This window comes from Shewanella sp. Koi 1, from assembly GCF_052907445.1.
This window is the reverse complement of record NZ_JBREJM010000001.1, coordinates 1,922,622-1,945,300: the sequence shown is the minus strand read 5'-3', so window position 1 is coordinate 1,945,300 and position 22,679 is coordinate 1,922,622. Positions and strand designations below refer to the sequence as shown.

The following is a 22,679-nucleotide window of genomic DNA, read 5'->3' as shown; positions in this document are numbered from 1 at the left end:
GCCAAGCTCATCTTAGCTAACCTTGGCCTCGCCATTATCCCTTCGCCAACGTTTCATCCGCGGTGTTGATGTTATCTTGTTCGTCAACCTCAGCTTGTGATGGTTCATCAGCATTGATTTTCGCTTGCTGCTCAAGCTGTTGGCGCTCAGCTTCAGCTTCCTCCTCGGCCTTGGCTTTCGCAAGGGCCGCTTCTTCCGCCGCTTTGGCCTGTGCAGCTATCGCCTCTTGCTCGGCAATCGCCTGCTGGATTTTTGCTTCTTCAAGCGCCTCAACGGGCAATAGGCTGATTAACTCTATGCCATTGGGGAATTGGGTATCATTGCCTGAAACAATCACCACTTTGCCCTCTTTGGTCAGATACACTAACGGCAATGCCGTTTCGCCATAACGTTTACGGAAATGCTCGAAGGTGAAGTTTTCAGTTAAGTTAGTGACTTTAAGCTGCGCCCCTTTCGCCATTTGACTGGCAATTTTGGCGTAGGACACCGCATCACCAAACAAACATAATCGCTGTTTGTAAGTCTCAGATAATTGATGGCGCGCGCTGCCTTGCTCGGCATTATTAAGGCCGAAGACCTTTTTAGAACCTAACACATCTTGAAAATAAAAAGTCACCAGCGGGTTTAACTGCTTATAAGGCGACATGATCAGCACTCGACCAATCCCAGTTAAATCCATATAGGTTTCAGCATGTTCTGAGGCAGGGTTACCAAAATAGACCGGAATATTATCCATCCGCGCAAGGCGAATGTTATCCCAGTTGCTGTCGGCCAACAGCACTTTGACATCTTTGCTTTTTAAGATTTTTGCCAGTTCGCGGGAAAACTTCGAGGCTCCGAAAATTAATAATCCTTGCGCCGAACCCGATGTCACTCCAAGGTATTTCGCCCAGCGGCCCGCGGTTAAACTTTGAATAACGACAGTGCCGATAATGATTAAAAATACCAAGGGCACTATGGCATCGGCGCCCTGCACATTGGTTGCCTCTAACTTAATGGCGAATAAGGAAGATACGGCCGCCGCCACAATCCCCCGCGGGGCAATCCAACATAGGAACCATTTATCGGCTCTTGAGAGTGACGTCCCAATGCCTGACACCCAAATACTGAGCGGCCGTGCAATCAGCATAGTCACGGCGAGCACTCCTACGCCGCCCCAGCCTAAATCCATCATCGCACTCGAATCGAGTCTTGCGGCTAACAAGATAAACAATGCTGAAATCAACAGCACTGTTAGCGTTTCTTTAAATTCAAGGATTTCAGCAATATCCACACCGCGCATATTCGCCAGCCAAATCCCCATCACAGTCACTGTGAGTAATCCAGACTCTTCCTGCAGTAGGTTGGAGCCGACAAAAATCCCCAGCATAAGGGTTAATACTGCGGTATTACGTAAATAATGCGGCAATAAATTGCGGCGGATGACTTGGCCAATGAGGTAACCTGACGCCGCGCCTAAGCCTAAGCCAAGCGTGAGCATGGAGCCTAGTGCATAGAGCACATGGCTAGTGGGGTCACCGGATACCGTAATGTATTCAAATACTAATACAGCAAGTAGCGCACCAATGGGGTCAATCACAATCCCTTCCCAGCGTAAAATACTCGCCAGTTGCGACTTTGGCCGTACGCTGCGCAGCATAGGGACAATCACGGTCGGCCCCGTGACCACAACGAGGGCGCCAAATAACAATGCGACCTCCCAGCTAAAATTGAGCAAATAAAAGGTCGCGACACTGATACAGCCCCAGGTGATCACCATGCCGATGCTCACTAAGTGGGTCACCATGCGGCCATGGTCTTTAATCTCTTTAAAATTGAGGGTCAATGCCCCCTCAAACAGGATCACGGCGACACCGAGTGAAATGATAGGAAACAATAAATCCCCAAAGATTTCATCGGGATTGAGTACCCCAAATGCTGGGCCTAACATCAAACCACAGAGTAATAACGGTAAAATTGCAGGTAACCTAAGCTTCCAACCAACCCATTGACAAAATAACGAAAGCACCCCGATAAGTGCTAACATCCCAGTGATTTTTTCAACCATATAACTTCCTTTAGTTGGCATGGAGTGGTCTTTATTAACCCAACCTAACACGCTTTTTTCATACAGAAAAATGAACTATTGGTGATAACAATAGCAGCAAAAAATGCAGTCCTGTAACTCGAATATGTCGATTGACAGCGAATATTCAGCTTTCAGTAGAAATAAAGGGATAAAAAGAAACAATACCTTAGGCATTAGGTAAAGGTATTAAGCAGAAATACAGAGGCAAATACTCTGAAAAGATTTTAAATTCAAGTTTCTGTGGGTAACGTATGAGTCGCTCCCCGTACAAGCGAGGCTTAGCCTGATGCGATTAGATTGCACAGCAAATGAAGGCGCATCAAGGCAGTCCTCTTGAACGAATCGTTATATTTTGCATGTCTATTACGATGGCCGATTCTGTGCTTATTTCGCATCAGGTGCCAACAATAGCCTGAATGCTTTCAACGCGGCACCATGCAGAATCGTGGCATGACTTTCCTCCGGCATGGGATAATAAAACAGCGTCGTTTGGTCTTTAAGTAAAGTGGCCATTTGAGCAACGGATTCTTGCATACCTTCTGTTTTATCAGCCATGGTCAGAAAAACTTTCTTTCCTTTCAGTGATTTCCCCGCCAGAAGGTTGGCGCCTTCGCGGATCAAATACTCATTATTCCACCAGAGACTAGGACTCACCGCAATGTAGTCATCGAAAAGCTCCGGCTGGTGCAACAGAGTATCGATGATAAATAGACCTGCAAATGACTCACCGGCAATAGCAACTTCTTTTGACGTACGGTAGTCGTGACTGATTTTCGGCAACAGTTCTTCTGCAAGAAATCGGCGAAACTCGTTAGCACCACCAACGATGGGTGCAACTTGTCGATCTCGTGGGTCATCTGTTGGCGGCGTAAAATCACGGCGACGTTGTGTATTTTCGATCCCAACAACAATAAAGGGGTGCATTGAGCCATTACCGATAGACACTTGTACTATGCCGGATAAATGATGGAAGTCCTCATTGGCCCCACCATCAAGCAAAATCAGCAGCGGGTATAGCTCCTTACCTTCCTCATATCCCGGCGGTAACATGACGTTAAAGCGACGAGTCTCTTTAAGAATTTTTGAGTTTAATGTATAGGATTTTGCAATGACGACCGGTTCACCATCATCGACTGCGAGAACTGGAACCGCTGTAAAAAATAGTAAAACACAAGTGATTAAGGTACGCATGGCAGACTCTATAATTGTTGAGTGAATAAAAATATAACGCTTTGTGAATCGGTGTAAAAGGCTTGGCTAAAAACGCACTATTTTGCCGCAGTTAACTCAATAAAGGCGGCGGTGTACATTTTCAGATTCAGCATAAACTGTTTATGGGTAATAAATTCTTTCTCCGTGTGGCCAGTGTATTCCACGCCCGGCATGGCTGGACCAAAACTTAAGGCGTTGGGGAATAACTTACTGTTGGTTGAGCCGCCAATGGCCACAGGTTTGGGTGATGCTATGCCAGTAAAGTGGGCAAATACATCGAGTAAGGTCTGCTGATGCGGTGCATCTTTCATCACCATAGGTTCGCCCCAATAACTTTCTACGTCGATGAGTGTCACTTGATGATCAGCTTGCCATTTGTTCAGTGCATCCTTGGCTTGGGCGGAGAGTAACTCAGGCGTTTTGCCCACTGGGCGACGTAGATTAATGGTGACTTCCGTCCCTTTACTCGTTTGCGCAACGACTGTGGGAGCCAGCGTTAACGCGCCCATGAAATCATCTTTATAGGCCAGCTCGCCAAACTGTTCGGCATAAATCCCTAACCCCACTAACTCATTCATAGCAGCCACAGTGAGTGCCGCCGTAGTTTTAGGCCAAGTATATGGCTGCAGTAACGCGGCCAAATGCGTCACAGCATTCACCCCATCTTCTGGTGTGGAGGAATGGGCCGCCTTACCGTCGGCAAAAATATGCAAGTCGCACACGGCCTGCTCGCAAGTTCGCTCGAATCGATACTTCATCCCCTGTTGGTTGGCAGCGCTCGCCTGTAACTGTGCCAATAAGCTTGGGGTGATGGCATGAATTTTCGCCTCGGCTTGCTGTGGCACTTGGCTAGCAAAATAGCCGCCTGAGAATGCCGTTAGGCTAGGGACATTCGCAGCAGTCCCCTGCTCCTGCGTTGGCTCGAGATTCGGTACAGTAAACCCAATCTTACTCCAACCCTTTTCGGCGGTAACCACAGGATACTCAGCATCTATGGTGATATTCATCTGCGCTGGGGTGTAATGGGCTAAAAGGCCTTTAGCGGATCCCAATCGGACTCTTCGGCTAAATACACCAACAGCTCAATGCGTTTTTCCCGTTTGAGTTGTTTATCTTTGATGGCCTTCATCGCATACATGGCGGTGACAATAGCGCCTTTATCATCTTCGGTGCCACGACCTATCAGCTTGCCAGGTTCAGACTCGGTATCCAGCACATAGGGGCTCTTGGCCCAGAGCGCGGGATTGGCGGGTTGCACATCGCCGTGGGTGACGATGCCCAATTTCTCAACCTGTGAGCGTTGGGCATCGACAACATTGGCATCGAGGCCAATCAGCACCACATAACCGTGGTCTGCATAATCGAGCCCGAGTTCTTGGCTCAAGCTTTTTAAACTCGACTTAAAACCAATAAAGGCAGGGTTGGTATCGGGTGTCTGCCCTTCCACCGCTTGGGTATTAAAACTGATTAAATGCGCCAGACTCTCGACCATCTGCGCGTCATAGGTGCTCACCGCATAATCGGCCACCTTAAGCGCATCTTGGCTAAGCGTGATTGGCGACGCTGCAGCTTGCGTCGATGTCCACAGCGCAGCGGCTAATAGGGAATAAGAAAAACGACGACAAAGGCTCGTATAGTTAAACTGAGGCAATTCCATAGAGGTCCTATTTATTATTTGTATGATTAGGGACTTACATTAAAACGCACCCAAGCAATGGCTTTATCCTTTACCTAATATTGCTTTAGTGCGGGCCTCAGTTTGCCATAGTTCTTCCGTTAAAAACCGCAGACTAACCATTTGTTACAAACAAAACACAAAATCGATGGAACCCTTAGTCGGATACATGCTAAACAGTCACCTTAAAATAACATTAATGGTCTGCAGTACCATTAATCCAACAGAATAATAATCACCTAACGGGGAATTGACATGAAGGGACTAAGCCTAAAATCACAGGCCCTTAACGCGCGCACACTCAAACCACGCGCTATTAAACTGACCTTTAGCGCCATCACACTCGCCCTCGCCTTAAGTGGCTGCAGCGCACAGCACAGCGATACTGCGGCGCAGGCGACAGTCGCACCGAATGCGATGTCGGCGCAAATCATCAGCCAAAATGCCAGCAACCCATTCTTTAAACCCTATGATACATTTATGGAAATTCCGGCCTTCGACAAGATTAAGCCAGAGCATTTCCTCCCTGCATTTAAGGCGGGTATCGCCCAGCAACACGAAGAAATTCAAGCGATTGTCGATAACAAAGACAAGCCTACCTTTGCCAATACCATCGAAGCGATGGAGTTTTCAGGCGATCTCGTCACCCGCGTATCCAACGTCTTCTTTAACTTAACTGGCGCTGATACCACTCCTGAGCTGCAAGCAATTTCCAAGGAAATCTCGCCAATGTTATCGTCCGCCGAAGACGATATCTTATTGAACGATAAACTGTTTCAACGTGTTAAAGCCGTCTATAACAGCAAAGACAGCCTAAAGCTCAACACGGCGCAGGCCAAATTATTGGAAGACACCTATAAGTCGTTCACCCGTGGCGGTGCTAACCTCAGCGAGCAGGATAAAACCAAGCTGCGCGCCCTGAATGAAGAAATCGGCAAGCTTAACTTAGCCTTTGGTGACAATCTGTTAGCAGAAACCAATGCCTTCGAGCTGGTGATTGATAAGCAAGCTGACCTGTCTGGTTTACCCGCTGATGTGATTGCCACTGCCGCCGAAACCGCGAAAAAGCGTGGTCATGAAGGCAAATGGGTATTTACCACCTCACGCCCATCTATCACGCCGTTTTTAACGTATGCCGATAATCGCGAACTACGCGAAAAGCTCTATAAGGGTTATATCGAGCGCGGTAACAACAATAATGCCAATGATAACAAAGTCATTCTGGCAAAAATTGCCGCGTTGCGCGCCGAACGTGCACAGCTCATGGGCTATAAAACCCATGCGGATTTTGTGTTAGAAGAGCGCACCGCCAAGACACCAGAAAATGTCTATGGCTTACTCAATAAAGTCTGGCCAGCAGCCCTTGCTCAAGCCAAGGCCGAAGTTGCGGATATGCAGGCATTAATCGACAGCCAAGGCGGTAAGTTTAAGCTGCAAGCTTGGGATTGGGATTACTATGCCGACAAAATCCGTGTCGCGAAGTACAGCTTTAACGAGCAGCAAACTCGCCCTTACTTCTCCCTCGACAGCACCCTAAAAGGCGTGTTCTACACAGCCAATCGCCTCTATGGCTTAACCTTTAAAGAACGCACCGACTTACCCAAATACAACCCAGAAGTGCGTACTTGGGAAGTGTACGATAAAGACGGCAAGCTTATGGCCATCTTTATGGGTGACTATTTTACCCGTGATAGCAAACGCGGCGGCGCTTGGATGAACTCGTTCCGCAAGCAATACCATATGAACGGTGTCGATTCTAAACCCATTATTGTTAACGTGTTGAACTACCCTCGCCCAGCGGGTAATGAGCCTGCGTTACTCACCTTCGATGAAGCCAGCACCCTGTTCCATGAGTTTGGCCATGCGCTCCACGGCATGTTATCCAATGTCGAATATCGCTCTCAAGGCGGAACGGCAGTACCTCGCGACTATGTAGAGTTCCCTTCACAGGTCAACGAAAACTGGATGACTCAGCCTGAAGTGCTCGCGCAATTTGCTAAGCACTACAAAACTGGTGAAGTAATCCCGCAGGAACTGGTCAAAAAAATCCAAGCCGCCAGCAAATTCAACCAAGGCTTTGCGACCGTTGAATATATGGCCGCCACTAAGCTCGATTTAGATTGGCACACCCTGACCGATACCACGCCTAAGGATGCCGCCAAGTTTGAGGCCGACTCCTTAGCTGCCATGGGATTGATTAATGAGATCAGCCCACGTTACCGCAGCACTTACTTCTCGCATATCTTCGCGGGCGGTTATTCAGCAGGTTACTACAGCTACCTCTGGTCAGATATTTTAGGTGCCGATGCCTTCGAAGCCTTTAAAGAAAATGGCATTTTCGATAAAGCGACGGCCGATGCCTTCCGTAACAACATCTTGTCTAAGGGTGGCAGTGACGACCCTATGCTGATGTATAAAAACTTCCGTGGTAAAGAAGCTGGCATTGAGCCGTTGCTGCGTAGCCGTGGTCTGTTAGCGGATTAATCTCATCCCCTAAGGGAAAAGCAAAAGAGATAAAAATGGGGAGCTAAGCTCCCCATTTTATTGCGCGTAGACGCACTCACTCGCACATAAAACCACTGCTTAGCTAAACAGCTCCACCGGCGCATCGTTAGGGGTAAGCTGCAACTGGGTTTCAAACGACATGCCTAATTTATTCAGCAGCGACTTAGAGGCCTGATTATGCGGGCTGACGATCGCGACAATCCGTTCAATCCCTAAGGTTTTAGCAAACTCCAGTGAGGCCTTAGCGGCTTCAAACGCATAACCTTTACCCCAATACTGCGGCAAAAAGGCATAGCCTAAGTCCACATCCGCCAGCGTTGGCCGTTTAATCAGGCCGCAAATGCCAATCGGAAAACCATTTTCGGCCAGCACCACGGCAAACAAGCCAAAACCATGCTCGCGATAGCTAATCGCGGGTCCATTGGCGATATAGTCCTTGGCATCTTGCAAACTACGTACACCCTTATCACCGATATTGTCGATAAATCCTTGGGTGTTGAGTAAGACCAAAATAAATGACGCATCATCGGGCGTTAACTGCCGAAGCAGCAATCTTGGGGTGTGGGCAACTTGCATACTAAGGACTCCCATTCAGAGGGGATAAACTAGGTTATAGGTAGCGGGCGTACTGGCTGCCATCCTTTTGCGGTTTTTTCGGTGCGGCTACCGCTGGGGTGCCCACGTATAAAAAGCCAACGATTTGATCCTCTGGCGCTAAGCCTAATGCCGCATTCACGTTGGCGTCGAAGGCAAAATCCCCGGTGCGCCACACAGCGCCTAATCCTAGCGCGAATGCCGCTTGCTGCATCGCCATCGTGGCGCAGCCCGCCGCGATTTGCTGCTCAAGCACTGGCACTTTAGGGTGTTGTTGGGTTTTCGCCACAACGGTAATCACCATAGGAGCGCGCATCGGCATCCCTTTGGCTTTATTGATAAAATCTTCATCGGCGCCGCTGGCTTTGGCCGCGTTAACATAGATATCTGCTAAGGTGTCTAACCCTTGGCCTGTGGCAATAATAAATTCCCACGGTGCTAAGGCACCATGATCTGGCACTCGAATCGCCGCATCTAAAATGATTTTAAGCTCATGATCGTTGGGCGCTGGCGCGGTTAATCTTGGAGTGGATTGGCGGGTGAGTAAAAGTTCGATAGCGTCCAAGTGATTATCCCTGTTCTGAAAAATAGGTGCGTGTAAATTGGCTCAAGCATAGCAAATTGCGGCTAAAGAGGTACAAAAAATCCCACGCAAAAGTGGGATTGAAAGTGTTACAAGCAAAGTCACTTGGATTACTTTACGCTATAACGCTTCGCAATAAAGTAATCGAGACTGGCATAACGCCCGCCTCCTAGGCTTAAGAGTGCCAGCAACATAATAAAATAGGTCGCTGCGAACTCAATACCATTATTCAGCACCACCAAGTTACCCGAGCTGGTCAACCAATCGTAATTGCCGTATTCCTGCAACAGGGATTTGGCCTTATCCAGCTTATCACCCGCCTCAAGCACCCGCTCATTGGCGAGCCATGAACTGCCATCGGCAATCGCCAGCCAACCATTAGGCCAATGCACAGTAAACGCCGCCACCAGCATGGTTATCATCAAAGGGATAGAAATCAGCCGCGTCGCTAAGCCAACGAGTAACAAAAACGCGCCAAAAAACTCAGTGCCCGCTGCCAGCGCCGCCATTAACGTCGGCATAGGTAAACCCAATCCCCAATCGGGATTAGCAAACCAAGTCACAGTGTCTTCAAAGTGCGCAAGTTTGTTATAGCCAGCTTGCATTAGCACTGGCGCGAGATAAAGCCTAAGGGCTAAGGGAGCAAGCCCCTCAGCATAACGGCTCGCATTGAGGAATTTTTGATAAATTTTCACAAGGGACATGGGCAATCTCAACATTAGATGGAGTTGCCCAATAGACCTTGGCTTAGGGATTAATCTTTCGTGACTTCTGCCACTTTTTCGATCCCCTCTTGATTTAATTCACGAAGATCTTGAATAAGCTTATTCAGCTTTTTATAAAAATGCTTGGACTGCTTCGATGACAGACTGGCATTGATCGTGAGTAACAAGCCGCCGAAGGCTTCGGTGTTTTGCCTTAAAATGGCGCGATGTTTTTCCGACTTAAGCTCGTCAGGGCGCGTCATCAGCAGGGTCAATCGTTCGGTCAGCAGCGGAATATCGCTGCGCTGCCCAAGGGCAACTTCAAATTGGCGCAGCCATTCGTGGCGGTAATCGAGCCACATATCTAAAGTCGACAGTCGCTGCTGATTATATTGATGAATAAGCGTTTTTTGCTCATCCGTTACGCTACCCAGCCAGTCATCAAATTGCTCAATAAGATTCTCATCGGCCTCTTGCTGTAACTGCTCGGGGGTTTTACCGGCAAATTCCTTAATCAATTCCTGCTCGTCTTTTCGCGACTGGGCAAGAATTTGCTTCACCTGTTCATCGGTTAACGATGAGATGATCGGCAACATTTCCGGCAGCGCAAACTCAAATAACCGAAACCAATGCCGTTTGGCGAGTGTGACCTGCTCGGCCCACAATGCGGGTGTTAAGGTATTGGTTTGGATCTGCTGCTCAACTTCGGTTAGCTGCGCCACATAATAGCCGAGTTCTTCGGATTGGTGCCAAAGTACAAACTTGTCGATAAGCCCATCAACGACCTTTTGCTGGTTTTTATCAAGGCTGACATAGTCATCCAGCTCCCAACCTATGGCCCAGTCGAGAAAATGATAACTAAATTTGGTCGAGCAGGCCGTTAAGCCAAACAGCAACACCAGTAACAACACACCTTTTTTCATCAATTTGCATCCGTTCAGCCTTGGTCATCCTATGACACTGAGGTTAATAGAAAGTTTATTTTTTTAACACAGCAACCTTTACCAAGCCGAGGCGGTGAGAAACAAAATACTTAAGATGCTTGGCTGATAAGTGGCCAAAAATGATCGAACCAGTTGAAGTATTCCTGCTGCCGCTCGCCATGGGTGTGCGCCGCCATTAATAATGCCCAATACACGGCAAACACCCAATACATCTCGATGGCAGCGGGTATCGCCTTGATGGCATCCGAGGTTAAACCGGGGTGTCCTGCCAGATACTGTCGCACTAACAGATGCCGCTGCGCAGGTGTTAATAGGTGCGTGGCGAGCACAACGGCCAGTTCACACAGTGGATGGGAAGCGGTTGTATACTCAAAATCGATGCAATACAACTGGTTATCTTTAAGCAGCAGATTATGGGGATTTAAGTCGCGATGGCAAAACTGCGGTTTGACTAAACAATCGGCTAAGGTTGCCGTCCAGCCATGGATCGGCCTTTGAATGCTGAGCAATTGCGCCAATCGGCTCTGCCACGCCTCACCCTTATCCGCTGCGGCAAAGGCTAACAACTGCGTGTGATATTCCTGCCATTGCTCAGTGATACTGATGTGGTACGGCCCAGTCGCTTGCTCGCGAAGCTGTTGCAGCAATTGCAGTAACAGGCTGTGGGCGCAATTCGGCGTTATGGCTTCCAATAGGGCGAGCCGTTCGGACGGATACCAAGCCAGCTTGTCTGCTGCGCCCTTGATATCGGCATGAGATTGCAACCAAGCCTCAATATGCGCTTCACCTTGGCAAAAGGTCGCCGCACAGCATTGAGACTCTAATTCTTTCCAGCTAAATTCTTTCGAGCTTAGTTCTTTCGAGCTTAAGTTTGGCAGGCTTAAGTTTGGCAGGCTCTGTTCTTGATAACCTGATGCCATACTTGGCTCGCGTGGCACTAGGTTATCAAGTCGATCAATACCACTTGCCGCAATAGGCTCTTCGGTAAGCAGATTTGCCCTGCCCTCAATATCCTCCATCAGCGGCGCAAACTGAGATGCTATAGGAAGGCTTGGGAGAGATTGCGCAAAGATAAACTCGCTTAGGTAATAACGCTGATCGCCACTCACCCACAGTAACTCGGGGGCAAGCTTTGCCTTGGCAAGATGGCGCCAATAGAACAACTCTTGCTCCCGCGAACAAAAGCTGTCGGCGGCATCGGCGTTTTCACGCAAGACATAATGCGCCATCGGTGTCTCGATATGATAGTTGTGGTTACTTAATCCATCCGCTAACGGCTGGATTTGGCGGATATCAGTAAGCCCTGCCTGCGCTAATACCGCAAGCAGCGTATCTTTGTCCTGATCAACAATGGGCGGCATTAGTGGCTTACCAGAACAATCATGTTAAATAGCGTATTAGGCATTCGCAGCCCTTGTGTATTGGCCATCATCTGTTGATATCTGCCACCGTTAGCCGAGTAGTTTTGCGGCGCTCGACTCCAGATGGGGATTGCGGCTATCGGCAAGGGCAGCGCGCCACAGGAAATAGCCTACAACCGCCAGGCCAACATAGAGCACAAATAATAATGAAGTCAGCATCAGTCCCTTACTGAGATAAAGGTAAATCGACACCAGATCGATAACCACCCAATACAGCCAATTCTCCAACACTTTTTTAGCGACTAAATAGGTCGTCATCACCGCAAAACAAGTAGTGGCCGCATCGAGATAGGGAAAGGAAGCCTGGGTAAAAGTTGCCATCCCATGGCCAACACCAAGGGAAACAATACCCGTCGCAACAATCAACTTTAAATGGGTTTTCAGCGGCCAAGTAGTCACTTTCACCCCTTGATGTTTATCGCCACCTTGGGTCCAGAGCCAGTAACCATAGAGGGCCATGGCCATATAATAGATATTCAGCACCGACTCCATCAGCAGTGCTACTTTCCAAAACAAGACAGTGTAAATGGCCGTGCTGGTAAATGCCGCCGCCCAGCACCAAACGCTTGCCTTCATGGCCAGAAGCAAATAGGCCATGGCCAATACCACGGCTAAGGCTTCCCATGCTGTCATCACATGGACTTCCCCTAGGGCCGCATTAACACTATTGACCAGCGTTAACCATAATTCTGTCATTGCCTTACTCTCATTCAATATCGCTTGCTTGAATCACTTCGCTTTAGCGTTCAAGTTAACTTAGGGCGTTACTCGCTGTGGGCTAAATTCAGCTCACCACCAATAAACTTACATACAAACACGGCTTTGCCCCATTTTTCATGGGCGGCTTGCATCTCGGTCGCGAGCATTGCCATCACGTCTTGATAGTCGCCGCACACTTGCGTCGCCATGGCATTGGTAACACGTTGAATCCTTGGGTAATTATCCAAGCGATGGATAAACCATTTGATCGGGTCAAGATAATTTTCATTAAAGGGATACATGCTAATTTCGGCGGTGAGTTTCATCTTCACTCCTTGGGTCAAATGCTAATAATGCAATCGTCAGGCGGTGACGCAATGAGCGAGCACAGCCTGACATCTGATGTCTCATTCTTCTGGGATTACATAAACTTAACGTTTAGTGTCACCCCAATTTGGCGAGGGTCGCCGTAACGGATATATTGCTTTTCCGCCCAGCCGTTATCCGGCTCATTACCAAAATAGAAACCACGCACGCCATATTCTTCATCGAACAGGTTGCGGCCCCATAAATACGCCGACCAAGCACTCGCCTCGTAACCTAAGCGCGCATTCACAATGGTGTATGGCTCAGAGCGCGAGTCGTTGCTGTCTGAGTAGTAAAACTCACTCTTACCACTCATGTTGACGTTGGCAAACCAACCCGAGTTCGCACGATACGTACCGCCTAAGCTGTAGGTCAAGTGTGGTGAATGGGCCAAATCGCGACCCGTTAAGTCCACATCGCTACCGTATTTATCTTGGTACTGGTAATCGCCGTACGCCGTCTCTAACCAACCTAGGCTTGAGTAAAACTGGAGATTATCGGTGGCATACCAAGTGGCGTCCAACTCGGCACCGTAGTTGTGTGAGCTACCCGCATTTTCAGTGTAGAGGATAAAGCGTTGTGGCTTGTTAGGATCTTGCTGGGATGCGGCCACTTGCTGATCCTGTCTGTCCATATAGAACAGCGCCAGATTCGTATCGATAAGCCCTTCAAACCAATGGGATTTAAGACCGATTTCGTAGTTGTATAGGGTTTCGGTATCAAACTCTTTTTTATCATTGAGTTCGACTGGCAAAGTCATGTTAAAACCGCCCGCCTTGTAACCGCGCGCCACACGGGCGTACACATTATGGGACTCATTCAGCACTTTGCTCAGCGCAATATGGCCGCCCCACATGGTTTCGCTCGGGTCAAAATTATCATTGTTGGTGTCTGAGTAATGGCTATTGCGACGCTCGACACGCAGTCCCACAGACAAGGCATAATCGGCACCTAAATCCGTATCCAGCTGACCAAATACGGCGTAATTGGTTGCTTCATATTCAGAATCTAATACCTCATCGGGCCAAGTATTATATTCAGAATACAGTTGGTTATCTTCTTTAAGGTTCATTGCATAAACCCCAAGTAACCAGTCGGTTGAGCCGGCAAAAATACGGCCTTGGTCGGTCGAGCTTAAGCGGAACTCTTGGGATAAGGTCTTACGCTGACCGGTTTTGTCCCAGAAGTAATCGTACTGACAAGGGGCGAGATTGCCCTCATCCTCACATTGCTTGGAGGCCCAATATTCAGGGTTCGCCCAATCGCCATCGTAACTATAATGGTGATCGGTATTGGCAAATGAAGTCAGCGAGGTTAACTCAAACGACTCAGCGCCCGAGTAAGTTGCTTTAAATCCTGCGCCCGTGGTGCGCTGGCTATCGACACCCGGCTGATCCGAAATAGTATGTTTAGGATCGTTGGTTAAGCTCCAGGCATCGTAGCCGTTATCAAAATCGGCATGCAGCAGAGTTAAATCGAGTTGCAGATTGTCGGTGGCATACCAGCGTAATTTAGCGCGACCAGTAAATTCATCACGACCATTGGTATCTTCTTTATTTAAATACAGATTATCGCGATAACCGTTTTGTTGATGTTGCTGCAGCGACACGCGGTACAACAATTTACCCGAATCGGTTAACGGCCCTGAGCTAAAACCGCTGAAGGTTTGCAAATCGTCATTGCCTAAAGAGACCTCGGCGCCATGTTCAAACACATCGGTCGGGTCATTACTCTTAAGGTAAATCAAGCCCGCTAACGCATTGGCGCCATAGCGGGTACCCTGCGGGCCGCGTAACACTTCGACCTGCTGCAGATCGTACATACTCGACACCATGCCGATACCAGATAAATCTATATCATCAATGATATAACCTACAGATGAGTTAGGCGCGCCTTGATATTGTTCCTGTTCACCCACACCGCGGATCTGGAAATACTTAGGACGTGAGCTGCCACCCGACCAGTTAAAGTTGGCGATGGAATTCATCACATCTTCAAAGTGCTGGGCACTTTCATCTTGAATTTGCTGGGCATCGATAACGGTAATGCTCGATGGCATTTTTTCTAAGCTGGCACTGCGAAAATCTGCAGTCACCACCATGATTTCCATATCATTGCTAGGCTCAGGTTTATCGATAGCATCGGTTTGCGCCCATGCGGCCGTGCTTAACGCCGCCGAAATGGCCAGCGCCAATGGCGCACGCGTTAACGATAAGGAGAAGGTGGAACTCTTGGTAGACTTTTTGTTAGACATAGGACCTCAAATACATGTTTGAGATCCGGCAACGAATAAGCGATTCAGAAGTGTGCTGTTGATTGGCCCATTCCTACGCCGGTATTAGCCGGATCAGGTTCTAAGGGTTCGTCTGATGACATCTCAGTCTGCCACTTTATTGGCAAACACCCCTTGGCGGCGCTAAGTATACATGACAAGCAGGAAAGAACGACACTTTGAAATGAAAAATGCCAGCATTGCTGGCATTTTTTGGCTTAATGGCCGTTTAATCGATATCGACTGGGTGTTAGCGTAACGAAATACCGCTGTATTCTTTAGCCCACACTCACATTCACACTAACACTCGCAAAACGTTAGTTTGAATAAGTCTCGCGCACATAGACATCGAATTTCGCCACTTGTGCATTTGGGGCCACGGCCGATACTTGCAGCTGTTGTTTACCGTGTAATTTCACCGATTTCCAACTGGTGGCTTCATCTTCGATGGTAAAGCCGCTGGCGTCGTACCAAGTAAACTTATATTGCACTCGCATATCGCTTGAGGACTTGCTGACAATCAACGCCGAACCTTGGATAAGATCGCCAACACGGCGCGCCTCAACCCCTTCAACACTGATATCACGGGCAAAACTTTTGCTATCGACGCGGGTTTCTCCCAGTGAGTTCACCGAAATGCCCGCCGTATTAGTACAGGCACCGAGTGTCAGTGCTGCAGCCAAGATTAATCCACTGTAAATTGCTTTCATTTTGTTTTCCCTCACTCACAAAAACCTAGGTGCCGAACAACGGATGGGCAATGACACTACGCCAGCTGAACTTATGCTTAACGTACTCATCCTGCCCTAGCCTCGCGATTAATCGATTAAAAAGTGCGCCCTTGCGGTAGCGATCAACTGCTTACGATTGGTTTGCCAACAATTGATATTCACATTGGCGACCCGTCGACCCTGACGGGTGATACGACATTCGGCGAAGCTGTCCTTATGTAGGCCAGCACGCAGGTAATCAATCGAGAAATCAACTACTTTTGGTACTTTTGCCGTTTGCATAAACACCATTAACTGCACTATGGCTGACATTTCCATAAAACCAGCAATCACTCCACCATGAATCGCGGGCAGGATGGGATTACCGATATTGTCGTCCTTAGCGGGGAGTTTAAAAATCAGCTCGTCGCCAAAACGCTCGACCTTCATGCCAATAAACTTAGCATAAGGTACATGTTCGAGTAGATGACCAAAGTCGTTCAGCTCGGTGGCGCGTTTTACAATTCCCTGCACATCGAGGGTTTTCTGCTCGGTCGGCTTATTTGAGTTCATCTGTCTCTCCTAAGGGCGGCACGGCTTCTCCCATCAAGGCTTGTCTAAAGGCATCGCCCACCATTTCGGGGCTGATCCGCATAAAAGAGCCCACCGCATGGGCGATAGGATCATCAATGCTGTCCTGATAGGCGATGGCGCGGGTAAAGGCAATATTAGATGACAACTTATAGCACTCGGCGAAGCCATAAACTGGCTTATGGGGCTGCGCGGGCTTCATATAATCGACCCGTAAGTCGAGGGTCGGCGAAATTTCTAAGGATTGATATTTTTGAAAAATCGCACTCACTACCGCGCTGCCACAGGCGGTGTCCATCAAGGTGGTGATCACCCCGCCGTGGATAACCCCCGTATCGGGATAACCAATTAACTCAGTGCTATAGGGCAACTCAATCAGTACATGGTGCTCACTGGCTTCGAGCACGGTTAACCCTAAGCGACGGCACTGGGCGAGCTGATCGACAAATCGCTGCGCCATTTGAGTCAGCGGAAAAAAATCAGGATTTACCTTCATTGACCTTGGCTCAGCATGGGTCCCAATGGCTCTCCGCCAACGAGATGAATATGGATATGGTACACTTCCTGTCCGCCATGTTTGTTGCAGTTCATGATCAAACGATAACCATCTTTGGCAATCCCCGCCTCTGCCGCCAATTTGGCCGCCACTGTCATCATCCGGCCGAGTGCAGGCTCATCCGAAGCTTTCATATCATTTGCAGTTGGGATCAAATGATTCGGCACAATCAGAATATGGGTTGGCGCCTTTGGTGAGATGTCTCTAAATGCGGTCACCAGCTCGTCTTGATACAGAATGTCGGCGGGAATTTCGCGGCGGATAATTTTGCTGAAAATGGTTTCTTCGGCCATGGGGAGTCCTCCTTGGGTTAATTGGGATAGTATACTAGCAATTCAACGCTTTGTGTCTCCAGATATTTTGCGTTTCATTTGCCTGTTGTGCGCATTTTTGGCAGCATGACGCCCATTAAAACGCATCGGTTTTACAGGATAAATTATGATCCACTATCACATCATTCCCGTCGATCCCAAGGCGCACTTGTTCGCCGTCACCATGACGGTACAAAAGCCTCACCCTAAACAAGTTTTTAGCCTTCCCGCGTGGCTTCCCGGCAGTTATATGGTGCGGGATTTTGCCAAGAATATTATCGATCTTAAAGCCACGGGCGATAACGGCGAGCCGCTTAAGCTCACTCAGCTGGATAAACAAACCTGGTCGGTCGAACATCAAAGCACCCAACTCACCTTAACCTATCAAGTGTATGCTTGGGACTTGTCGGTACGCACCGCGCACCTCGATATGACCCACGGTTTCTTTAACGGCAGCAGTGTATTTTTAGCCGCCCACGGCTTTGAGGCAGGCTTACACACAGTAACGATGGCGGCGCCGACCGAGCCGAGCCTAAGCGAATGGCGACTCGCGACTCGCATGACACGTCAAAGCGGTGATGAATTTGCCTTTGGTGAATTTTGCGCACAAAGCTATGACGAACTTATCGATCATCCAGTTGAGATGGGGCTATTCACCCACGCCAGTTTTGAAGCCTGTGGCGTGAGACACGATATTGTATTAAACGGTCGCCACCGCGCCCATATGCCGAGACTCTGCCAAGATTTAAAGGCGATTTGCGAATATCAAATCAAGCTGTTTGGCACACCAGCGCCCTTTGAACGTTATCTGTTTATGACAACAGTGCTCGACAATGGCTTTGGTGGTTTAGAACATAGGGCATCGACAGCACTCATGTGCTCGCGCAAAGATTTGCCGCTGTCGATGGATGCACCGATTAATAACGACTACCGCACCTATTTATCGCTCTGCAGCCATGAATATTTCCACAGCTGGAATGTCAAGCGCATCAAGCCAGAATGCTTCTTACCCTATCAACTCGAGGCGGAAACCTATACTCCGCAACTGTGGGCCTATGAGGGCATCACCTCCTATTATGATGATTTCCTTACCTATCGCGCAGGCTTAGTCGATGAGCAAAGCTACCTAGATATGCTGAGCGAAACCTTTACAAGGGTGTATCGCAGTCAAGGCCGCTTTAAACAAAGCATTAAGGACTCGAGCTTTAACGCTTGGACTAAGTTCTACAAACAGGATGAAAACGCCCAAAACGCCATTATCAGTTATTACACTAAGGGCGCACTGTTTGCTCTGTATCTCGATTTAACCCTCAGAAGCGAGACTCAAGGAAAATACAACCTCGACGATCTAATGACCATTCTGTGGCAGGAATATGCCCTGCAAAATCGCGGCACCACAGATGAATGTCATCAAAGGATTGTTGAACGCTTATTGGGGCGCGATTGCCAAGATCTCTTCGCCTATTTAGACAACACCGACGATATCCCGCTGGCACCGCTACTGGCCGAGTTTGGCGTTGAATTGACCCTGAGAGCGAGCCAAGGCGCGCAGGATGTCGGCGGTGGCTCGGCCAAAGGGTATGAGATTGCCTTTGGCGCTAAGACGCAAGCCGCACCAATCGGCCTTAAAGTAACCACGGTCGCCCAAGGCAGCCCTGCGCACCTTGCGGGCTTAAGCGCCGGAGATATCTTAATTGCGGCGGATAATCTGCAGGTGACAGGTCAATTTGAAGCGCAGCTTCAGCAATACCCACTCGGACAACACTTAACCCTGCATTGGTTTAGACGCGATGAATTGATGACGGGAGAACTGATTATTGCCGAGGCGCCAAAGGATACGGTTGCCTTAAGCATCACAGATAAAGACAAACTGCAGGCTTGGTTAGGTCGCTAATTTTTAATGCATTTATATTTAATGCAATAGTCTTTAATGCACTAGTTTTTAGTGCATTAGTCTTAATCCATAAAGCACAAAAGGGGCAATCGTATCGACGATTGCCCCTTTCTATTTGTTTCTTTGTTTGTGCAATTGAATATTAGCTTAGCGACCCATCAACAATGGGTTACACCACCACATCGTGTAAATAGGTTTGCGCCCAAGCGATGGCTTGACCACGGCTCGACACACCAATCTTACGGAAGACACGGTACAAGTGAGTCTTAATGGTGCTTTCACTCACAAACAATTGATTGGCGATATCGAGGTTAGTGCTGCCAGACAGCAGGGCTTGTAACACTTCGCGCTCACGGATAGTTAATGGCTCGGTATCTTCGAACAGTCCAAAGTCATCATTCACCCCATTCACCAATTGGATAGGGATCACTCTGTGTCCACGCAGGATGTTGGAGAGGCCAAGGCTGATTTCAGTCAGTCCTGCATCCAGATAAAACACCCCTGCCGTAGTCGAGGCTTGCATTAAGAAACGGGCATCAACCTGTTTAGGGAACTGGATATAAACGACTCGCACACTCGGGTGTTCGCGGGCAAGCAAGCGTTGAAATTGATAGGCTTTTTGAAGATCGACGGTGGAAAGGTCAATCACCACCATGGAAGCTTGGTTATCTTTGATTTGATCGCACATCTCGTCTGGGCTGACTTGGGACAGCTTAACGAGAAACTCCTGCGGCCAGCGTCCGGCCAGTAATTCCATCAGAACTTGCGATCTTGACACTACAATCCAATGTAATATTTTGAACATCCTGCTCACTCCCTGTCTGGTTAACGATTATTCATTTTGAGAGGAGAAACATCTCTCAATACCACTTCAACATCCGTTCAATAGACTTCCAAGTCTACCGTGCACACGATATTAGCATTAGATAAAACAGATTCAAAAGACTTACGATAAAAATATTTACCGTACGCAAATCAAAAACTTCTGCAACTTTAGCATTGAGTATTGTCAATCAGAAGGCTGAATCTAAACTGAAAATAATGCGCTATTCATGATTGAAAGGCGTAAGATAAATCAACATAAATAATAAGGAAATATTATGTCAAATCAACAACCAATCCCAGTCGAAATGAAATCATATCGGGTATGGGACAGACCGACCCGCCTGTTTCATTGGATCAATCTGCTCCTCGTGCTCGCCCTACTGATTGTGGGTGGCATGATGATGTTTCGCAGCGATTTAGGCATAACCGAACTCTCCGGCAAAATCGGGCTTAAAACCCTGCATGTCATCATTGGCTATGGCTTTGCGATTAATTTACTTATCCGCTTAGTGTGGGGGTTTATGGGCAATAAATACGCCCGCTTTAGCCATATGTTCCCCAATGCCAATAGCAAGGCCGAGTTACAAACCTATAAAACAGAGCTTGCTGCGGGTAAAAATCCCCAATACCTAGGCCACAATCCTAAGGGAAAATTTGCCGTGCTCGCCATCATGCTCTTATTGGTCACTATAATGTTTACTGGCCTGATCCGCGCTGGCACTGATATTTACTATCCACCGCTCGGCAGCACAGTACAACAGTATTTAGCGGCAGCGAATGTCGACCCGAGTAGTTTAAAACCCTACGATGCCACGGGCGTAGATACCGATAAAGCCAATGCCATCAAGCCCATGAAGGGGCTGGCCGGTGAAGTCCACGTATACGCAGTGTATTTATTAATGCTCCTGATCGTGCTGCATGTATTTGCGGTGGTCTATACCGAAATCAAACGTCAACCTGGGATCATTTCGGCCATGTTTTCCGGCAAAAAACTGATCCAAGGGCAACCCAAGGACGAGTGAGATAAATCATGCATATAAAAAAACGCCAGCAATTGCTGGCGTTTTTTATCAAGCTTATACCGAAGTAGTGATTACTTCTTCAGGATAGAGTCTGGAGTACGACCATCATCATGGCAGCTTTCACAGGTAGGTTTTTGACCTACGTTCATATCATGAGGAGCGTGGCAGTCAGCACAAACTAAGTTGCCATCGTGTGGCTTATGTACTGCGTCCATTTCAGCCAAAGAGCCGTGGCAGCTTTGACATTGTTCAAATTCGAAAGCACCATCAGCAGAAGGCGTACCATCCTTATGACAGCTTTCACAACCACCTGACTCAGCATGGAAGTCTGATAATTTTTGATCCGCGGCAAATGCGGTTGGTGACAGCGCCAGCGCTGCAAGACTTGCCCCGAAAAGCGCACTTAATAGTTTTTTGCTCACAATTGTATCCTCCAATGGCGATTGACAGTGGAAATTCTTGTCAGGGTGACTTCCATCTCGCAACCAATGTAAATAGCACGACTCGATTTAACTTAGCTAAGGATTGAGCAATAAGCAACCCAATCTTAATGCAAAGTAACTTTATCAATATACCAAGGGGTAAAATGTGCGCTGCATCATGTAACCACATGCTTATATAAGAGTTTTACATTGACTTAACCTATCGCTCACAACTAAAAACGGCCCTAGCCTAATCCGTAGAAAAAGAAAAGCCCCAATAAAAAAGGAGACGCTAGGTCTCCTTTTTTGATCTTACAGCCTCAATTAACGGGTCTGTAAAGCGGCGATACGCTTCTCTAATGGCGGGTGGCTCATCATCAGCTCTGCCATTGAACGCTTGCCGTTAATACCGAAGGCAGACATTTGCGCAGGCATTGCTGAGCTTTCAGGGCCTTGGCGTAAACGCTCAAGCGCTGCAATCATCTTATGCTTACCCGCTAAACGTGCTGCACCTTCGTCTGCGCGGTATTCACGGATGCGTGAGAAGTAAGCCACGATAATCGAGGCCAAGATACCAAACAACATGTCGAGGACAAACACGACCGCCATATAAGCGAACATGCCTAAACCTTCACCTTCTTCGTCGTTGCTCGAGACGAAGTTATTGATAATGCCCGCAACAACACGCGCAGCAAAGATAACAAAGGTGTTCACCACGCCTTGAATTAAGGTCAGTGTCACCATATCGCCGTTAGCAACGTGGCTCACTTCGTGGGCAAGTACCCCTTCAACTTCATCTTGGCTCATGCCGTACAACAGACCGGTACTCACGGCAACTAATGAGTTGTCTTTACTTGGGCCTGTGGCAAAAGCGTTCATCTCTGGCGATTGGTAAATTGCCACTTCTGGCATTTTAATTCCAGCTTGCTGCGCTTGGCGGGCAACAGTGTCTAATAACCAACGCTCAGTGCTATCACGTGGCGTGGTGATCACTTCACAACCCATAGTCTTTTTCGCCATCCATTTTGAAATGGCTAAGCTGATGAAGGCTCCGCCGAATCCAAAAATCGCAGCGAACACAAGTAGTCCACCCATAGTAGACGTATTCACGCCCAGAATAGACATCACAATTGAGGCTACCAGCAACACGGCTAGGTTAGTCGCAATCAATAAAAAAATACGCTTCATTTCAGCTCCTTTACGGCAAACACATGCCATTTAACTTTGCTCAAAGACATAATATGTCCAATTAATCGAAATTCAAGGGGTAAAGATAAGAGTTTTTCTACTCGCTAATTTTTCTCT

20 protein-coding genes, 1 pseudogene and 1 riboswitch are annotated in these 22,679 nt (G+C 48.1%); of the genes and pseudogenes, 3 read left to right on the top strand and 18 right to left on the bottom strand.

All coding sequences use genetic code 11. The features are described 5' to 3' along the window. Window positions 1-34: 34 nt before the first annotated feature. The 3 genes and pseudogenes from ACUZ8J_RS08570 to ACUZ8J_RS08560 all read right to left on the bottom strand — a co-directional run bounded on the left by ACUZ8J_RS08570 (window position 35) and on the right by ACUZ8J_RS08560 (window position 4,937). Complete coding sequence (locus ACUZ8J_RS08570; RefSeq protein ID WP_446693574.1) at window positions 35-2,047, bottom strand: cation:proton antiporter; 2,013 nt, start codon at window positions 2,045-2,047, stop codon at window positions 35-37. 405 nt (window positions 2,048-2,452) lie between these two features. Then, a complete protein-coding gene (locus tag ACUZ8J_RS08565) occupies window positions 2,453-3,259 on the bottom strand; it encodes an alpha/beta hydrolase (RefSeq protein ID WP_446693573.1) in 807 nt (268 codons plus the stop codon). Window positions 3,260-3,336: 77 nt separating this feature from the next. Further along, window positions 3,337-4,937 (bottom strand): annotated as a pseudogene (locus ACUZ8J_RS08560) (dipeptidase). Between the two features lie 273 nt (window positions 4,938-5,210). Here ACUZ8J_RS08560 and ACUZ8J_RS08555 point away from each other — a divergent pair. Beyond that, window positions 5,211-7,439 carry a M3 family metallopeptidase gene (locus ACUZ8J_RS08555; RefSeq protein WP_446693572.1) on the top strand — a complete coding sequence of 743 codons (2,229 nt, stop codon included), beginning with the start codon at window positions 5,211-5,213 and terminating at the stop codon, window positions 7,437-7,439. Between the two features lie 99 nt (window positions 7,440-7,538). Here ACUZ8J_RS08555 and ACUZ8J_RS08550 read toward each other — a convergent pair whose 3' ends face one another. The 12 genes from ACUZ8J_RS08550 to hinT form a co-directional block, all read right to left on the bottom strand. Then, window positions 7,539-8,036 (bottom strand): GNAT family N-acetyltransferase, encoded by a 498-nt coding sequence (locus tag ACUZ8J_RS08550; protein ID WP_446693571.1) that lies wholly within the window; start codon window positions 8,034-8,036, stop codon window positions 7,539-7,541. A 34-nt stretch (window positions 8,037-8,070) separates the two neighbouring features. Next, the gene (locus tag ACUZ8J_RS08545; RefSeq protein WP_446693570.1) at window positions 8,071-8,619 is read right to left on the bottom strand and encodes an NAD(P)H nitroreductase; all 549 of its coding nucleotides are present in this window, start codon (window positions 8,617-8,619) and stop codon (window positions 8,071-8,073) included. 128 nt (window positions 8,620-8,747) lie between these two features. Then, window positions 8,748-9,341: an HvfX family Cu-binding RiPP maturation protein gene (locus tag ACUZ8J_RS08540; RefSeq protein WP_446693569.1), complete on the bottom strand. Its 594-nt coding sequence runs from the start codon at window positions 9,339-9,341 to the stop codon at window positions 8,748-8,750. 50 nt (window positions 9,342-9,391) lie between these two features. After that, window positions 9,392-10,264 (bottom strand): DUF6279 family lipoprotein, encoded by an 873-nt coding sequence (locus ACUZ8J_RS08535; RefSeq protein WP_446693568.1) that lies wholly within the window; start codon window positions 10,262-10,264, stop codon window positions 9,392-9,394. Window positions 10,265-10,374: 110 nt separating this feature from the next. Then, the gene (locus tag ACUZ8J_RS08530) at window positions 10,375-11,646 is read right to left on the bottom strand and encodes a phosphotransferase (protein WP_446693567.1); all 1,272 of its coding nucleotides are present in this window, start codon (window positions 11,644-11,646) and stop codon (window positions 10,375-10,377) included. A gap of 90 nt (window positions 11,647-11,736) precedes the next feature. Then, window positions 11,737-12,402 (bottom strand): nicotinamide riboside transporter PnuC, encoded by a 666-nt coding sequence (gene pnuC / locus ACUZ8J_RS08525; protein ID WP_039978502.1) that lies wholly within the window; start codon window positions 12,400-12,402, stop codon window positions 11,737-11,739. Window positions 12,403-12,470: 68 nt separating this feature from the next. Continuing rightward, window positions 12,471-12,731 (bottom strand): YkoF family thiamine/hydroxymethylpyrimidine-binding protein, encoded by a 261-nt coding sequence (locus ACUZ8J_RS08520; protein ID WP_446693566.1) that lies wholly within the window; start codon window positions 12,729-12,731, stop codon window positions 12,471-12,473. Between the two features lie 95 nt (window positions 12,732-12,826). Next, window positions 12,827-15,025, bottom strand: coding sequence for a TonB-dependent receptor (locus ACUZ8J_RS08515; protein ID WP_089067577.1), 2,199 nt, complete (start codon window positions 15,023-15,025; stop codon window positions 12,827-12,829). A gap of 53 nt (window positions 15,026-15,078) precedes the next feature. Then, a riboswitch (TPP riboswitch) is annotated at window positions 15,079-15,189 on the bottom strand. A gap of 171 nt (window positions 15,190-15,360) precedes the next feature. Then, complete coding sequence (locus ACUZ8J_RS08510) at window positions 15,361-15,753, bottom strand: YcfL family protein (protein WP_011623072.1); 393 nt, start codon at window positions 15,751-15,753, stop codon at window positions 15,361-15,363. 108 nt (window positions 15,754-15,861) lie between these two features. Next, a complete protein-coding gene (locus tag ACUZ8J_RS08505) occupies window positions 15,862-16,326 on the bottom strand; it encodes a PaaI family thioesterase (RefSeq protein WP_011623073.1) in 465 nt (154 codons plus the stop codon). Beyond that, the gene (locus tag ACUZ8J_RS08500; RefSeq protein ID WP_011623074.1) at window positions 16,313-16,840 is read right to left on the bottom strand and encodes a PaaI family thioesterase; all 528 of its coding nucleotides are present in this window, start codon (window positions 16,838-16,840) and stop codon (window positions 16,313-16,315) included. Before ACUZ8J_RS08500 ends, ACUZ8J_RS08505 begins: the two co-directional genes overlap by 14 nt. Beyond that, window positions 16,837-17,193 carry a purine nucleoside phosphoramidase gene (hinT, locus tag ACUZ8J_RS08495; protein ID WP_011623075.1) on the bottom strand — a complete coding sequence of 119 codons (357 nt, stop codon included), beginning with the start codon at window positions 17,191-17,193 and terminating at the stop codon, window positions 16,837-16,839. The genes ACUZ8J_RS08500 and hinT overlap by 4 nt, the downstream gene beginning before the upstream one ends. Window positions 17,194-17,338: 145 nt before the next feature. On the opposite strand from hinT, the gene ACUZ8J_RS08490 reads away from it, so the two are divergent. Further along, complete coding sequence (locus ACUZ8J_RS08490) at window positions 17,339-19,105, top strand: M61 family metallopeptidase (RefSeq protein ID WP_446693565.1); 1,767 nt, start codon at window positions 17,339-17,341, stop codon at window positions 19,103-19,105. Between the two features lie 169 nt (window positions 19,106-19,274). On the opposite strand, the gene ACUZ8J_RS08485 is transcribed toward ACUZ8J_RS08490, so the two are convergent. Continuing rightward, complete coding sequence (locus ACUZ8J_RS08485; RefSeq protein WP_011717426.1) at window positions 19,275-19,910, bottom strand: LuxR C-terminal-related transcriptional regulator; 636 nt, start codon at window positions 19,908-19,910, stop codon at window positions 19,275-19,277. Between the two features lie 295 nt (window positions 19,911-20,205). On the opposite strand from ACUZ8J_RS08485, the gene ACUZ8J_RS08480 reads away from it, so the two are divergent. Further along, window positions 20,206-20,952, top strand: coding sequence for a cytochrome b/b6 domain-containing protein (locus ACUZ8J_RS08480; protein WP_446693564.1), 747 nt, complete (start codon window positions 20,206-20,208; stop codon window positions 20,950-20,952). A 71-nt stretch (window positions 20,953-21,023) separates the two neighbouring features. Here the strand turns inward: ACUZ8J_RS08480 and cctA are convergent, their stop codons facing one another. Together cctA and htpX are read right to left on the bottom strand one after the other, a co-directional pair. Further along, entirely contained in the window at window positions 21,024-21,374 is a 351-nt protein-coding gene (cctA, locus tag ACUZ8J_RS08475) for a tetraheme c-type cytochrome CctA (RefSeq protein ID WP_086902136.1), read from the bottom strand. 324 nt (window positions 21,375-21,698) lie between these two features. Then, window positions 21,699-22,562 carry a protease HtpX gene (htpX, locus tag ACUZ8J_RS08470; RefSeq protein WP_011717429.1) on the bottom strand — a complete coding sequence of 288 codons (864 nt, stop codon included), beginning with the start codon at window positions 22,560-22,562 and terminating at the stop codon, window positions 21,699-21,701. Between the last annotated feature and the right edge of the window lie 117 nt (window positions 22,563-22,679).